Genomic DNA, 13,660 nt, shown 5'->3' with positions numbered 1-13,660 from the left:
ACCCCCGTCCCGTTATCGTGACCGTATGCGTTTCGGTGTGCTAGGGCCGTTCGTGGTGACGACGGACACCGGCGAACCCGTCGCGATACCCGGGCTGAAGGTCCGCGCGCTGCTCGCCGCGCTGCTGGCTCGCGAAGGCAGGCCGGTCTCGTCGGAGCAGCTCGTCGGCGACCTGTGGGACGAGGAGCAGCGGCCGGTCAACCCCGCCGCGGCACTCCAGGTCAAGGTCTCCCAGCTCCGGCGGGCGCTCGAAGAGGCCGAGCCGGGCGGCCGGGACCTGGTGATGTCCCGCCCGCCCGGTTACCTGTTGCGGGCCGGGGCCGGCGCGGTGGACGCCGACCGGTTCGCGGCGCTGACGAAACGGGCGCGGGCGGAGGCGGACCCGCGCGAGCGCGCCGCGCTGCTGACCGCCGCGCTGGAGCTGTGGCGGGGACCGGCGTTCGCCGACTTCGGCGACGACTCGTTCGCGCGGCGGGTGGCCGGGCGGCTGGAGGAGGACCGGCTCGCCGCCGTGGAGGAGCGCGCCGAGGCGCTCCTGGAGTCGGGCGAGTCCGGCTCGCTGGTCGGCGAGCTGGCCGAGCTGGTGGCGCAGCACCCGCTCCGGGAACGGCTCCGCGCGGCGCACATGCGCGCCCTCTACCGCGAGGGGCGGCAGGGTGAGGCGCTGGAGAGCTACTCCGACCTGCGCCATCGCATGACCGGTGAGCTGGGGCTCGATCCCAGCCCGCGGCTGGCGGCGTTGCAGCAGGCGATGCTGCGCCAGGATCCGGCGCTCGGCACGGCCCTGCCCCGCGCGGGCGAGGACGGGCGGCGGACCAACCTGCCCGTGCAGCTCACCGAGCTGGTCGGCCGGGACGACGCCCTCGCGGAGCTGACGGCGCTGCTGCGCGCCGGTCGCCTGGTGACGCTCACCGGACCGGGCGGGGTGGGCAAGACGCGGCTGGCGGTCGAGCTCGGCATGCGCCTCGCGGAGAGCCTGCCCGACGGCGTGCGGCTGGTGGAGCTCGCCGCCGTGGGGGGCCCGGGCATCGCGGAGCCGGTCGACTCGGTGGCCGGGGTGGTCCTCGCGGTGCTCGGCATCCGGGAGGAGGCCACCCAGGGCATGCCCGCCGGGGAGTCGATGTCGCTCGTCGACCGGCTCGCGCAGGCCCTGGGCGCCCGCCGGATGCTGCTCATCCTGGACAACTGCGAACACGTCGTCGGTCCCGTCGCCGAACTGGCCGGCGCGCTGCTGCGCACCGCGCCGGGCCTGCGCCTCCTGGTGACCAGCCAGGACCCGCTGGCCCTGCCCGGCGAACACCTCTACCCGGTGCCGCCGCTGGAGCCGTCCAGCGCGGTACGGCTCTTCGCCGCCAGGGCAGCCGCCGCCGCGCCGGGTTTCACCCTTGGCCCGGACAACGAGGCGGAGGTGGCCGAGCTGTGCCACCGGCTGGACGGGATACCGCTGGCGCTGGAACTGGCGGCGACCCGGGTGCGCACCCTGGGCGTGCGGGGCCTGGTCGCCCGCCTGAGCGACCGGTTCCGACTGCTGTCCACCGGGCACCGGGGCGGCCCGCCCCGGCAGCAGACGCTACGGGCGATGATCGACTGGAGCTGGGACCTGCTGACCGAGTCCGAGCGCACGGTGCTGCGCCGGCTGGCCGTGCACTGCGAGGGCTGCACGCTGGACGCCGCCGAGGAGGTCTGCGCCGGAGCGGGCGTGCGCGCCGAGGAGGTGCTTGACCTGCTGGCGCGTCTCGTGGACCGCTCGCTGGTCATCCCGGTGGACACCGGGAGCGGCATCCGTTACCGGCTGCTGGGGTCGGTCGCGGAGTATCTCCTGGAACGCCTGCACGACGCCGGCGAGGAGGAACGGGTCAGGGAGCGTCACAGCCGCCACTACACCGACCTGGCCGAGCGCGCCCGCCCGCACCTGCACGGTCCCGGCCAGCGCGAATGGCTGGAACGCCTGGACCTGGAGGCCGCCAACATGCGGCAGGCCCTCGCCGAGGCGCTGCGCCGCCGGGCGGGGGAGCGCGCCCTGCGGCTGGTCAACGCGCTGTCGTGGTACTGGTTCCTGCGCGGCCAGCTCGGCGAGGCCAGACGGTCCCTGGAGAAGGCCCTGGGCGGCGCCGGTGACGCGGAGGCCACGCCGCGCGCCGACGCCATGGCGTGGCGGGTGGGCATCGAGCTCCTGACCGGCAGCGGCACCGGCCGGGCCGTGCGCGCCCTGGAGGTGCTGGAGCTGTACCGGGAGGCGGACGATCCCGGCGGCCGGGCCAGGGCGTGCTGGTTCCTCGGCTTCGCGCTGTCCAGCAGCGGAGACGTGGCCGCCGGTGAGGAGCTGGCCAGCCGGGCGCTGGCCGGCTTCCACGAGCTCGGCGACCGGTGGGGAGTGGCGGCGGCGCTGAGCCTCCAGGCCAACCACGCGCTGGTCCGCGGCGAACTCGCCGCCGTCGAACGCGACGGCCGGCGCAGCGCCGAGCTGTTCCACGAGCTCGGCGACCTCTGGGGACAGTCGCAGGCGTCGTTCGCGCTCAGCGCGCTGGCCGAGGTCGTCGGCGACTACGCGCGGGCCGCGCGGCTGCACAGGGAGGGGCTGCGGATGGCCGAGGAGCTCGGCCTGTGGACCCAGGTCGCCGAGCGGATGGTGGGCCTGGGCCGGATCGCGCTGCTGAACCGCGACCACACCCAGGCGCGCGAGCTGCACGAACGCGCCTTCCGGCTGGCCGTCGAGCACAGTTACAAGTCGGGTGAGATCTACGCGGCGATCGGTCTCGGGCTCGTCGCGCGCAGGGAGGGCGACTTCGACCTCGCGGAGAAGCACCTGCGCGGCGTGCTGGACTGGAACCGCCGGATGAACATCGAGGCGGGCGCGGTGACCGCGCTGATCCTGTCCGAGCTCGGCTTCGCCGCCGAGCAGCGCGGCGAAGCCGGCACCGCCCGGTCGCTGCACCTGGAGGGCCTGGCCGTCGCGCGGAGCATGCAGGATCCCCGCGGCGTGGCGCTGGCCCTGGAAGGACTGGCCGGGGCCGAGGCCCTGGCCGGCCGTCCGGGCGAGGCCGTCCGGCTGCTGGGCGCGGCGGCAGCCCTCCGGGAGTCGTCCGGGGCGCCGTTGCCGGACGCCGAACGCAGCGACGTGGACCGGATCGCGGCCACCGCCCGCGAGGCGCTGGACGAGGCGGCGTTCGCCGCGGAGTTCGGCAGCGGCTCCGGGTCCTCGCTGGAGGATCTCGGTCTCTGAACCTCCGGCGTCTTACGGCGTCGCGACCGCGCCGGGTGCCCTGCGTAAGTGGAGCGAAAACGCACCGTAAGCGAGCGCGGGCACAGTGGAGGCGACGGTGAACGCAGTCACGACCGCAGAAGGACCTTTCCCATGGATTCGAGCAACCTCGCCGAGGCCGGCCCGCGCGCCGGCCGCCGGGAGTGGACGGGACTGGCCGTACTCGCCCTGCCCACCCTGCTCCTGGCCCTCGACCTCAGCGTGCTGTACCTCGCGCTGCCGCAGCTCAGCGCGGACCTCGGGGCGAGCAGCACCCAGCAACTCTGGATCGCCGACATCTACGGCTTCATGATCGCCGGTTTCCTGGTCACGATGGGCACCGTGGGCGACCGGGTCGGCCGCCGCAAACTGCTGATGATCGGGGCGTGCGCGTTCGGCGTCACCTCCGTGCTGGCCGCCTACTCGCCCACCGCGGAGACGCTCGTCGTCACCCGCGCGCTGCTCGGCGTCGCGGGCGCCACCCTCATGCCCTCGACGCTGGCGCTGATCAGCAACATGTTCAAGGACCCCAAACAGCGGGCGGTCGCGATCGGCGCCTGGTTGAGCTGCTTCCTGGGCGGCACCGCCATCGGGCCCCTGGTCGGCGGGGTGCTCCTGGAGTTCTTCTGGTGGGGCTCGGTGTTCCTGCTCGGCGTCCCGGTGATGGTGCTGCTGCTGGTGACCGCCCCCATCCTGCTGCCGGAATACCGCGCCCCGGAGGCGGGCAGGCTGGACCTGGTCAGCGTCGGGATGTCCCTGGCCACCATCCTGCCGATCGTCTACGGGCTCAAGGAGCTCGCCCAGGGCGGGCTCGCCGTGGTGCCCGTCGCCGCCCTGGCGATCGGGCTGCTGGTCGGCGTGGCGTTCGTCGCCCGGCAGCGCAGGCTGTCCGATCCGCTGGTGGACGTGCGACTCTTCCGCAACCGCAACTTCCGGGCCGCGTTCACCGTCGTGCTGCTGGGCGGGATCACCATCGGCGGGATCGCGATGCTCTTCGCCCAGTATCTCCAGCTCGTCGAGGGGATGCCGGCCATGACCGCGGGCCTGTGGATGCTTCCGCACACCCTGGCGATGATCGTGGGCTCCATGCTGGCTCCCGCCCTGGCGCAGCAGGTGCGCCCGGCCTACCTCGTCGCGGGCGGCCTGGTGCTGTCCGCGATCGGCTACCTGCTGCTGACCCAGGTGCAGGCCACCGGCGGCCTCACGGTCACGGTGATCGGCATGTGCCTCGCCTACTTCGGCTTCGCGCCCGGCGCGGTGCTGAGCACCGACCTGATCGTGGGATCCGCCCCGCCGGAGAAGGCGGGCTCGGCCTCCTCGCTGTCGGAGACGAGCGGCGAGCTCAGCGTGGCACTCGGGATCGCCGTTCTGGGCAGCGTCCTGGCCGCGGTCTACCGGGGCCAGATCGCCGACACCCTCCCGGCGGCCACGCCGCCCGGGGTGGCCGAGGCGGCGCGCGACGCCCTCGTGGCGGTGACGGCCGAGGCGCAGCGGCTCCCCGCCGACCTCGCGGGCACGGTGCTCGAATCCGCCCGCGCCGCCTTCACCGGCGGGCTCAACGTCGTCGGCGTCGTCTGCGCGGTCACCATGGCACTTCTGGCGGTCCTCGCCGTGGCCCTGCTCAAGGACGTGCGCCCCGGCGCGGAGTCCGAGCAGGACGCCGAGGCCGCCACCCCCGTGGCCGCTTCCGAAGGCTGAGGTCCAGGTGGCCGTTGTGCGGTCGGCCGGAGGAAGAGGAGGAGCGCGGGGCGGCTGGGCGCCGCCCTGCGCTCCGGCGTTCCGGGTCCCCGCCGGCGGGTACGGCCGGCAGGGGCGACCGGCCTGGGTCAGCCCCTGATCGGGCTGCTCTGGTGGGAGACGAGCCGCAGCCTGCCGGCGGCCTCCTTGACGATCACCCAGGTGGAACGCAGCTCGCGTTCCGGGGCGAGGGCGGTGTCCCCGGCCATCAGGACCCCGCCCCCGGTGACCAGGAGGGCCACCTCGTCGTCGAGGAAGGCCACGTGCAGCGGCCATCCGATGACCTGGGAGCCTCTGAAGACACCCGCGAAGCCCTCGGTCATGTACGACCGGATCTGCTCGCGGCCGTTGATCTGGTCGTCGCCGATGAGCTCGCTGCCGTTCTCGGTGAAGATCTCGGCGAAGGCGTCGGCGTCGTTGGCCGCCCACGCCGCCTTCACCAGCAGCGGAACGGTGAGGGCGGCCCTTTCGGCTTCGCCGGTGAAGTCGCCGTAGAAGGACGGATCGTCGTCGATGCCTGCGGCGGCGAGGATGTCCGGTGCCTTCCCCCAGGGCGAGGTGGTCGTGGGCATGGTCGGTACCCCTGTCGGTGCTCGAAGTTTCTCGGACGCGGATCAGGCGGCCGGGCGGGCGCGGTCAGGCGCCTCCGGCCATGGCGGCGAGGAAGGTCACCCTGTCCCCGTCGGTGAGCCGGGCGTCGAGTTGCCGCCCGGCACGGACGTCGTCGTCGTTGATGTAGACGTTGACGAACCGCCGGAGCTTCCCGTCGTCGGTGACCAGCCGGGCGCGGAACCCCGGGTACCGGCGATCGAGGTCGGCGAGCAGTTCCACCAGGTCGGCGCCGTCGGCCTGCACCGATCGCCGTCCCTCGGTGTAACCGCGCAGCGGCGTCGGGATGTCCACCTGGATGGGCATGGGAACGGTCTCCTCTCCTTCTGGTAAGGCTTTTCGCCCGGTTTCCCGGCATCCGGCCGGGGCCGGTGGCTCAGTCCGGGAACACCGCCGACAGCCAGCGGGCCGGGCTCTCCCCGCGGAGCAGCGCCCGGCGTCCCGCCGCCCCGGCGGCGTCCGCGGCGCGCGTGCCGTTCAGCGCCGACTCCATCGCCGCGCTGGTCTGGCCGAGCTCGAACGGCTCCACGCCGATCGAGTACGGCTTCAGCTGGTCGTACACCCCGGCGTTCACCGACACGAGGAGCGACGCGTGATCGCCCAGCAGGAACGCCGCCTCCTTGGCGAAGAGGTTCAGGCCGTCGTAGGTCGAGTTGACGAGCGCGGCGTCGCTCATGCCGAGCGCCGCCACCACGGCGTTCCGCGAGTCGCCGCCGGTGCCGGGATAGACGAGCGTGGCCGCGTCCCGGCCCGGCCGGCCGAACCGCCGGTTGATCCGGTCCACCACGGACTCGGTGAGCTCCTGGTAGGTCACCTGCCGGCCCGCCGCCCGGCTCGGCGTCGTCACCACGGCGGCGAACCAGCACTCCTCCGCCAGTTCGGGGCGCCGCCGGAGCAGCGCCTCGTAGGCGGCGAACCCGCGGGGCAGGTTCTTCCACAGGTCGAGCCGGTCGGCGCGCACCATGATCCGGCGGCCCTGGGCCATCTCCGCCAGCCGCGCCTCCCACCGCCGGGTGGCGGGCTCGTCGCGCATCCGCTCCAGCACGTCCACGTCGACCGGGAACGGCGACGCCACCACCCTGGTCGCCCGCCCGCCGTGGACCACCGTCCGCCCCTCGGCCCGGGCGCCCGGCAGGAACCGCTCGCAACACCGCACGAACGCGTCCGCCCACCGGTCCGCGTGGAACCCGACGACGTCGCACTCCAGCAGGCTCTCCAGGATCCGGGTCCGCATCCATCCGGGCAGGACGCAGAAGTAGTCCGGCTCGCACCAGGGAGTGCCGAGGAAATACGTGAGGCGGCTGCGGCGCGGCCGGATCCCGGCGGCGACGAAGGACGGCACGAGCATGAGATGGGGGTCGTTGATCAGGATCAGCTCGTCCGCGGAGTTCTCGGCCAGCTCGCCCAGCCGCTTGGCGTACGCCTGGTTGACCGCCTCGTAGGCCGCCCACGCCTCCAGCATCTCGTCGTCGAAGACCGGTTCCACCGAGGTGTCGTGCATGTAGTGCAGCAGGCCGAGGAACAGCCGGATGGAGACCGTGTCGTAGTGCTGGCGGCGGACGTCCTCGGCGAGGTCCACCGGGTGCAGCCAGACGTCGCCGTCCAGGCGGACCGGGCCGGACGTCTGGACGTCCGGCGGCGCGGTGAAGATCCAGTGCCCGCTGTTCTCCTTGAGCAGGGAGACGAGCATCGGCGCCAGGCCGCCCGGTGAGCGTGGCCGCAGGTCCCCGCCGTCCCATCGGGGACAGCTGTTGCTACAGGTGAGGAGTTTCACTCGACCGACCTCGATTCGTCGACTTGAGCCCAAGGAAGGAAAGAAGGAGCAGCGCGCCCGCCGCGACCGCGACGCCGGCGAGGGAGTACACCCCGTAGTCACCCGTGGCGGCGATGACGCCGGCGACCGGGGCGGCCACGGTCGCGGCGAGCCCCATCGTCACCTCCCCGACGCCCTCGGCGTGCGGTCGCAGCGCGCCCGGTGACGCCTGGGCGAGCAGCGCGCTGCCGCCCACGACGCCGCAGTTCCAGCCGACGCCGAGAACGCCGAGGTGGACGGCCATCGCCGCGGTGCCGTACTCCTGGACGAGGAAACCGGTGAGACCGGCCGCCAGCAGCAGCGAGCAGCCGAGCAGCACCACGGGGATCGGGCCGAACCGGTCCGCCAGCAGGCCGGACAGCGGCGAAGGCCCGAACATGCCCACGACGTGGAAGGCGATCAGCCAGCCGATCACGTCCAGCCCCTGCCCGTGTCCGTGCAGGTGGGCGGGGGCGACCGTCATCGTCGCGACCATGACGAGGTTGGTCAGGGCGAGCGCGAGGACGGCGACCCGCATGCGGAGGCCGCGCAGCGCGTCCAGGACCATCGCGCCCGGCACCGGACGGGCGGCGCCGCCCCTGGCGAGCACGCTCGCGCCGCCGCCGAGCAGCGGGACGCGCGGGTTCGACGCGGCGGCGAGCACCAGCGCCGCGCCGCCGAACGCGACCACGGCGACCACGTAGAGCCCGCTGAGCCGCGGCAGCCCGGCCGCCTGCGCCAGGGCGCCGCTCGGGCCGAGCAGCGTCGGGCTGAGCACGGCGCCGACCGCGGTCGCGGCGAACACGGTCCCCAGCGCCCGGCCGCGGGCCGCCTCGCCACCGGCCTCCAGCGCCGCGTAGCGGGTCATGAACACCGAGGCGTTGGCCGTGCCGAGCACCGTGCTGCCGATCAGCAGCAGCGGCACGCTCCGCGCGGCGGCGGCCACGATGACCACGATCGCCCCGAGCGCGCCCAGCAGGTAGCCGAGCGTCAGGCCGCGTCCGCGGTGACCGCGGACGGTGTGCCGCGCGATGAGCAGCGCGCCGCCCGCCGAGCCCGCGACGGCCAGCGCGACGGGGAGGCCCGCCGCCGCGCTGGTGCCCGCCAGGTCGGCGCCGAGCAGGACCCCGGCGGTACCCCCGGCGGCGAGACCGGTGCTGCCGATCGCCGTCGCCGCGGCCAGCGACGCCAGGACGCCGCGCTGGGACCGGTCGCCGTGCCGGTCCGCGCCGGCCACGGCCCCCGCGGCCGTACCGCTCGCGCGGCCCGCCCTCAGGAGAGGTCCCCGGCCATGAAGCCGGACCGGTAGGCCAGCAGCCCGGCCTGGACGGCGTACCTCATGGCGCGGGCCAGCAGCAGCGGCTTGTCCGCCCGCACCAGCGCGGTGTTGACCAGGACGCCCGCCGCGCCCAGTTCCATGGCGAGGGTGACGTGTCCGGCCGTGCCGAGGCCGCCCTCGACGATGACCGGGAGACCGGTGTGCTCGATCACCTCCCGCAGCCGGTCCGGCTCGGGGATGCCGCGCCCGGAGGCCACCGGCGCCGCCATGATCCGCAGGGCCGCGCAGCCCAGGCTCTCCAGCGCCCTGGCGTCGTCCACGTCGGGCAGGATGAACGGCAGGATCTCCATCCCCTCGGCGCGCAGCGTCTCGGCGACCTCGATCGTCGCCGCGTTGTCCGGGCGGTTCCCGGCGGACCGCACGTCGAGCTTCATCACGTTGATGCCGTACAGGTCGCGCAGGGCGCGTGCCGTCTTCAGCGCGCTCTGCGCCGTACGGGCGAAGGAGGTGGTGCCGATCCACCGGTAGTCGGTCTCCGGCAACTCGTCGGCGAAGTCGGTGAGGAGCAGGCTCGACCGGCTGTTGTCGGGGTCCATCGTCGTGATGAACACATCCGAACCGCTGGCCTCCAGGACCTGCCTGACCAGCGTCGGGTCCTCGTACTGCTCGATGCCCACCAGGAGGCGCGAGCGGAAGTGCAGATCACCCAAGGTGAGCCACGGTTCGTCCACGGCCTCCCGTACGTCCACGATCTGGGTCATGCCCTGTGCTCCTTGTCTGGGGATCGGTCGGGGCGGTCTTGGCGGTTCGCGGTCAGCGCCGGCAGGGACCGGGGGCGGGATGGGGGCGGGTGGTTGGCGGGTGGTTGGCGTGGTGCCGCTCCGTTTCGACGGGAACTCTTTCCCGGGTGCCGTGATTGTTGACTCGCGTGTGCATATTTGTCGCCGATATAGGGTCGGTGCATCTTCCAGATTGCGGTATGTCCGTTGGGGTGGCCGAACCCTTTTCCGTACGCGATTCCCGGGCAGTGTGATTTCGGCTCGAAGGGATCACCGGATATCGCCGCGGCCCTATAACCGGTTGCGCTTCCCGGCGGGTGGAACCCGATCCGTGGAAAAGGGCCCGTTCGGAGAAGACATCGCGATCTCCGGTGATGCAGGCTCGTGACGGAGACCGACCGTGCTCAGAGTTCCGGGCCCGCGGGCGCGCCGAATGGAGCGCCGAATGGCCGAATGGAGATGGTTCGATGTTGGTGAGCGTGACCGGTGGCACCGGCTTCGTGGGCGCCCACTCGGTCGCCGCGTTGGTGCGCCGGGGACACCGGGTCCGCCTGCTGGCACGCGACGAGCAGCGGGCCGGGCGCGCGCTGGGCGCGCTGGGCGTCGATCCCGGCGCCGTCGACGTGGTCGTCGGTGACGTCACGGACGAGGGGCGCGCCGTGCGGGCGATCCGCGGCGCCGACGCGGTGCTGCACGCCGCTTCGGTGTACTCGTTCGACAGCAGGCGGCGCTCCGAGATGCGGCGGGTCAACGAGCTGGGGACGGAGGTCGTGCTCGCCGCGGCGCGCCGGGAGGGGGCGGGGCCGATCGTGCACGTCTCGACGTTCGGCGTGCTGGAACCGGGCGAGGGCCGGGAGGTGCGGGTGGAGTCTCCGGCCGGCCGGCCGCGCGAGAGCTATATGGCGACCAAGGCGGCGGCCGAACGGATCGCGCGCCGACACCAGGCGGAGGGGGCGCCCGTGGTGATCACCTACCCGCCCGCCCTGCTCGGCCCGCACGATCCGCGGCTCGGTGACCAGACCACCCGGCTGCGCAACGCGCTGCGCGGCCTGATGCCCATGTGGCCGCTCGGCGGGTTCCCGGTGGGCGACGTGCGGGACGCGGCGGCGACGCACGCGGAGCTGCTCGGCACCCCGGGAGGCGGGCCGGCGCGGCACTTCACCCCCGGGCTGTACCTGTCCACCCGGGAGTACGTGGCGACCCTCCGCCAGGTCACCGGTCGCCGGCTGCCCGCCGTGTTCCTCCCCGCCCGCGCCATGCTGCCGGTCGGACTGCTCACGGACCTCGTGCAGCGGGCCTGGCCCTGGCACATCCCGGCCGAGTACGGCGCCGTCTACACCTGCGTCCGCGATCTGCGGGTCGCCGCCGCCCCCGGACCACGCCCGATCGCCCAGACCTTTGGGGACACCGTGCGCTGGTTGCGCGAGAGCGGCCACCTGTCGGCCCGGCAGGCGGGCCTGGCCGGACACCCTCCGCCGGTCCCCGAGGAACGGCTTGAACTGCGAAAGGAGAGGCGGTGAGTGCTCCGGAGATCGATTTCGTGCCGGTCCCGGTGCCGCGCCCGAACGGGCGAGGGCCTGCCGAGACCGGGCGGAGACCGCTGCACGACCAGCCCGCCGCGCCGGTGCCGTCGATGCGGCAGTTGCGGGAGAAGAACGACCGGCTGCGCGCGCAGGTGGTCGCGGGCCGGAAGGAGGCCGTCGAGCGGCAGCACGGGCTGGGCAAGCGGACCGCGCGGGAACGGCTCGAACTGCTCCTGGACGAGGGGTCGTTCATCGAGATCGAGATGCACCGGCGGCACCAGGCGCACGGGCTGAAGATCGGCGAGAACCGCCCGCACACCGACGGCGTGGTGGCGGGGTCGGGCACCATCCACGACCGCCGCGTGTTCGTGTACGCCCAGGACTTCACGGTCTTCGGAGGGTCGCTCGGCCAGGCGCACGCCGCGAAGATCCACAAAGTGATGGACCTGGCGCTGGAGAACGGAGCCCCCCTCATCGGCCTGAACGACAGCGGGGGCGCGCGGATCCAGGAAGGCGTGATGGCCCTCAACGGCTACGGCGGGATCTTCCACCGCAACGTCCGGGCATCCGGGGTGATCCCGCAGATCAGCGTGGTGCTGGGACCCTGCGCCGGAGGGGCGGCGTACTCTCCGGCGCTGACCGACTTCACGTTCATGGTGCGCGACACCGCGCAGATGTACCTGACCGGTCCGGACGTGGTCGAGGCGGTCAGCGGCGTCCGGGTCACCCATGCCGAGCTGGGCGGCGCGGACGTGCACGGGGGGCGTACGGGGGTGGCCACGTTCGTGTACGACGACGAGGAGACGTGCCTGGAGGAGGTCCGCTACCTCGTCTCGCTGCTGCCGGGCAACAACCTGGAACCGGCCCCGGCCGCGGCGCCGACCGGCGCGGTGACCGACGAGCGGCCGCGGCTGGCCGAGATCGTGCCCGTCGAGTCGAACAAGCCGTACGACATGCGCCTGGTGGTCGGCGAGCTGGTGGACGACGGGGAGTTCATCGAGACGCACGAGAACTGGGCGCGGAACGTGATCTGCGCGCTGGGACGGATCGACGGCGAGGTGGTGGGCGTCGTGGGCAACCAGCCGATGGTGCTCGCCGGGGTGCTCGACGTGGACGCGGCACAGAAGGCCGCCCGGTTCGTCCGGTTCTGCGATGCGTTCGGGATACCCCTGGTGACACTGGTCGACGTGCCGGGATTCCTGCCGGGCACCGACCAGGAGCACGCCGGGATCATCCGGCACGGCGCCAAGCTGCTGTACGCGTACTGCGAGGCCACGGTGCCCCGGGTGCAGGTGATCATCCGGAAGGCGTACGGCGGGGCGTACATCGTCATGGACTCCCGCTCCATCGGCTGTGACCTGTCGTTGGCGTGGCCGACGAACGAGATCGCGGTGATGGGCGCGGAGGGCGCGGTGAACGTGCTGTTCCGCAGGGAACTGGCCGTCGCCGCGGACCCCGGGGAACTGCGGGCCGAGCTGACCGCCGAGTACGCCGGGCAGCTCATGCACCCCTACTACGCGGCCGAGCGGGGACTCGTGGACGACGTCATCGATCCGGCGCAGACCCGGTCCGCGGTCGCGCGCGGGCTGGCGATGCTGCGCCAGAAGCGCACGTCGCCGCCGCAGCGCAAGCACGGCAACGTCCCGTTGTGAGACTCCACGCCCACCGAGACCGGCCGGCGTGAGGCGCCCGCCCCCGTCCCTCGGGCGGCGGTGCCACGGCCGCGGACCGCCGCGTTGGGCGTGAGCGGCGGTGCCACGACCCCCCGCGTCGTCGTGAGCGGCGGTGCCACGGCTGCGGACCGTCGCGTCGGCGTGAGCGGCGGTCCGGGGGCGTGGTCTCCCGCCTTCACCTCTGGGCCGTTCCGTCCGCCCGGAAGGCCCGCCGGGAAGATCGTCGCCCGCCCCTGAGCCGTCCCTTCTCCGCGGGCGCCTTCTCCTCGGTCGCTTTTTCCGCGGGCGTCTTTTCCGCCGGTGCCTTCTCCGCGAGCGCGGGCGGCGCCGACGCCACCTCGTCCGCCAGGCGCCGCCTGGAGGCCCGCACCGACGCCTCGGCGCTCTCGTGCTCGTCGCCCGCGCCGACCATGAGGGACACGAGCTGGGCCTCGAAGCAGCGCTCCGCGTCGTACGGCTCGATCAGGTAGCCGCCGAGTTCGAGGGCGATGAGACCGTGGGTCGCGGTCCACATCTGGTGCGCCACCATCTCCGCGTCGGTGGCGCGGAACCGGCCCGCCTCGATGCACCGCGCCGCGCACTCGACGACGTTGCCGAGCGTGTAGCGCCCGTGCTGCCGGTCGTTCTCGGTCAGGGAGAATCCGCCCGGTGCCGAGCCGCCGAACATCACCGCGTAGAGCCGGCGGTTGGCCAGCGCGTTGTGCCGGTAGGCCCGGCCCAGCAGGGCCATGTCGGCGACCGGGTCGTCGGTGCGCTCGACGTGTGTGAGGTGGTGCTGGAGCCGTGCGAAGCCCTCGTTCACCATCTCGCGCACCAGCTCGCTCATCGAGCCGAAATAGGTGTAGACGGCCATCGTCGAACTGCCCGCCTCGGTGGCGATGCGGCGCGTGGTGAGCGCCTGCGGCCCCTCTTCGGTGAGGAGGCGGGCGGCGATGTCGATGAGTGCCGTGCGGATCCCCGGGTCCAGTTGGCGTGGGCTCATATTGACAGTGTTGCATAACACCGATATCTTTTCGCTTAGCACAAC

Annotated in this window: 10 protein-coding genes; 4 read left to right on the top strand and 6 right to left on the bottom strand. The window is 73.3% G+C overall.

All coding sequences use genetic code 11. The features are described 5' to 3' along the window. Positions 1–25: 25 nt before the first annotated feature. Together QSK26_RS04485 and QSK26_RS04480 are read left to right on the top strand one after the other, a co-directional pair. Complete coding sequence (locus QSK26_RS04485) at positions 26–3,223, top strand: AfsR/SARP family transcriptional regulator (protein WP_285773670.1); 3,198 nt, start codon at positions 26–28, stop codon at positions 3,221–3,223. A 132-nt stretch (positions 3,224–3,355) separates the two neighbouring features. After that, a complete protein-coding gene (locus QSK26_RS04480) occupies positions 3,356–4,939 on the top strand; it encodes an MFS transporter (RefSeq protein WP_285773669.1) in 1,584 nt (527 codons plus the stop codon). 128 nt (positions 4,940–5,067) lie between these two features. Here the strand turns inward: QSK26_RS04480 and QSK26_RS04475 are convergent, their stop codons facing one another. The 5 genes from QSK26_RS04475 to QSK26_RS04455 form a co-directional block, all read right to left on the bottom strand. Beyond that, the gene (locus tag QSK26_RS04475; protein ID WP_285773668.1) at positions 5,068–5,550 is read right to left on the bottom strand and encodes an SgcJ/EcaC family oxidoreductase; all 483 of its coding nucleotides are present in this window, start codon (positions 5,548–5,550) and stop codon (positions 5,068–5,070) included. A gap of 64 nt (positions 5,551–5,614) precedes the next feature. After that, a complete protein-coding gene (locus QSK26_RS04470; protein WP_285773667.1) occupies positions 5,615–5,893 on the bottom strand; it encodes a MoaD/ThiS family protein in 279 nt (92 codons plus the stop codon). A gap of 70 nt (positions 5,894–5,963) precedes the next feature. Beyond that, positions 5,964–7,361: a trehalose-6-phosphate synthase gene (locus QSK26_RS04465; protein WP_285773666.1), complete on the bottom strand. Its 1,398-nt coding sequence runs from the start codon at positions 7,359–7,361 to the stop codon at positions 5,964–5,966. Then, positions 7,342–8,616, bottom strand: coding sequence for an MFS transporter (locus QSK26_RS04460; protein WP_285773665.1), 1,275 nt, complete (start codon positions 8,614–8,616; stop codon positions 7,342–7,344). Before QSK26_RS04460 ends, QSK26_RS04465 begins: the two co-directional genes overlap by 20 nt. Before the next feature lie 35 nt (positions 8,617–8,651). Then, positions 8,652–9,419 carry a beta/alpha barrel domain-containing protein gene (locus QSK26_RS04455; protein WP_285773664.1) on the bottom strand — a complete coding sequence of 256 codons (768 nt, stop codon included), beginning with the start codon at positions 9,417–9,419 and terminating at the stop codon, positions 8,652–8,654. A gap of 485 nt (positions 9,420–9,904) precedes the next feature. On the opposite strand from QSK26_RS04455, the gene QSK26_RS04450 reads away from it, so the two are divergent. Then, positions 9,905–10,957, top strand: coding sequence for an NAD-dependent epimerase/dehydratase family protein (locus QSK26_RS04450; protein ID WP_285773663.1), 1,053 nt, complete (start codon positions 9,905–9,907; stop codon positions 10,955–10,957). A gap of 113 nt (positions 10,958–11,070) precedes the next feature. Next, positions 11,071–12,612 carry an acyl-CoA carboxylase subunit beta gene (locus QSK26_RS04445; protein WP_502888677.1) on the top strand — a complete coding sequence of 514 codons (1,542 nt, stop codon included), beginning with the start codon at positions 11,071–11,073 and terminating at the stop codon, positions 12,610–12,612. Positions 12,613–12,808: 196 nt separating this feature from the next. Here the strand turns inward: QSK26_RS04445 and QSK26_RS04440 are convergent, their stop codons facing one another. Then, entirely contained in the window at positions 12,809–13,615 is an 807-nt protein-coding gene (locus QSK26_RS04440; RefSeq protein WP_285773661.1) for a TetR/AcrR family transcriptional regulator, read from the bottom strand. Between the last annotated feature and the right edge of the window lie 45 nt (positions 13,616–13,660).

Origin of the sequence: Microtetraspora sp. NBRC 13810, from assembly GCF_030268685.1 — a bacterium.
GTDB lineage: Bacteria > Actinomycetota > Actinomycetes > Streptosporangiales > Streptosporangiaceae > BSRQ01.
The sequence above is the reverse complement of the archived record's forward strand: the minus strand, read 5'-3'. Positions and strand labels throughout refer to the sequence as shown.

Excerpts from the sequence above, each read along its gene's own strand:
- QSK26_RS04455 (WP_285773664.1), bottom strand. The coding sequence starts at position 9,419 with ATGACCCAGATCGTGGACGTACGGGAGGCCGTGGACGAACCGTGGCTC.
- QSK26_RS04485 (WP_285773670.1), top strand. The coding sequence starts at position 26 with ATGCGTTTCGGTGTGCTAGGGCCGTTCGTGGTGACGACGGACACCGGC.
- QSK26_RS04480 (WP_285773669.1), top strand. The coding sequence starts at position 3,356 with ATGGATTCGAGCAACCTCGCCGAGGCCGGCCCGCGCGCCGGCCGCCGG.
- QSK26_RS04470 (WP_285773667.1), bottom strand. The coding sequence starts at position 5,893 with ATGCCCATCCAGGTGGACATCCCGACGCCGCTGCGCGGTTACACCGAG.
- QSK26_RS04475 (WP_285773668.1), bottom strand. The coding sequence starts at position 5,550 with ATGCCCACGACCACCTCGCCCTGGGGGAAGGCACCGGACATCCTCGCC.
- QSK26_RS04445 (WP_502888677.1), top strand. The coding sequence starts at position 11,071 with ATGCGGCAGTTGCGGGAGAAGAACGACCGGCTGCGCGCGCAGGTGGTC.
- QSK26_RS04440 (WP_285773661.1), bottom strand. The coding sequence starts at position 13,615 with ATGAGCCCACGCCAACTGGACCCGGGGATCCGCACGGCACTCATCGAC.
- QSK26_RS04450 (WP_285773663.1), top strand. The coding sequence starts at position 9,905 with ATGTTGGTGAGCGTGACCGGTGGCACCGGCTTCGTGGGCGCCCACTCG.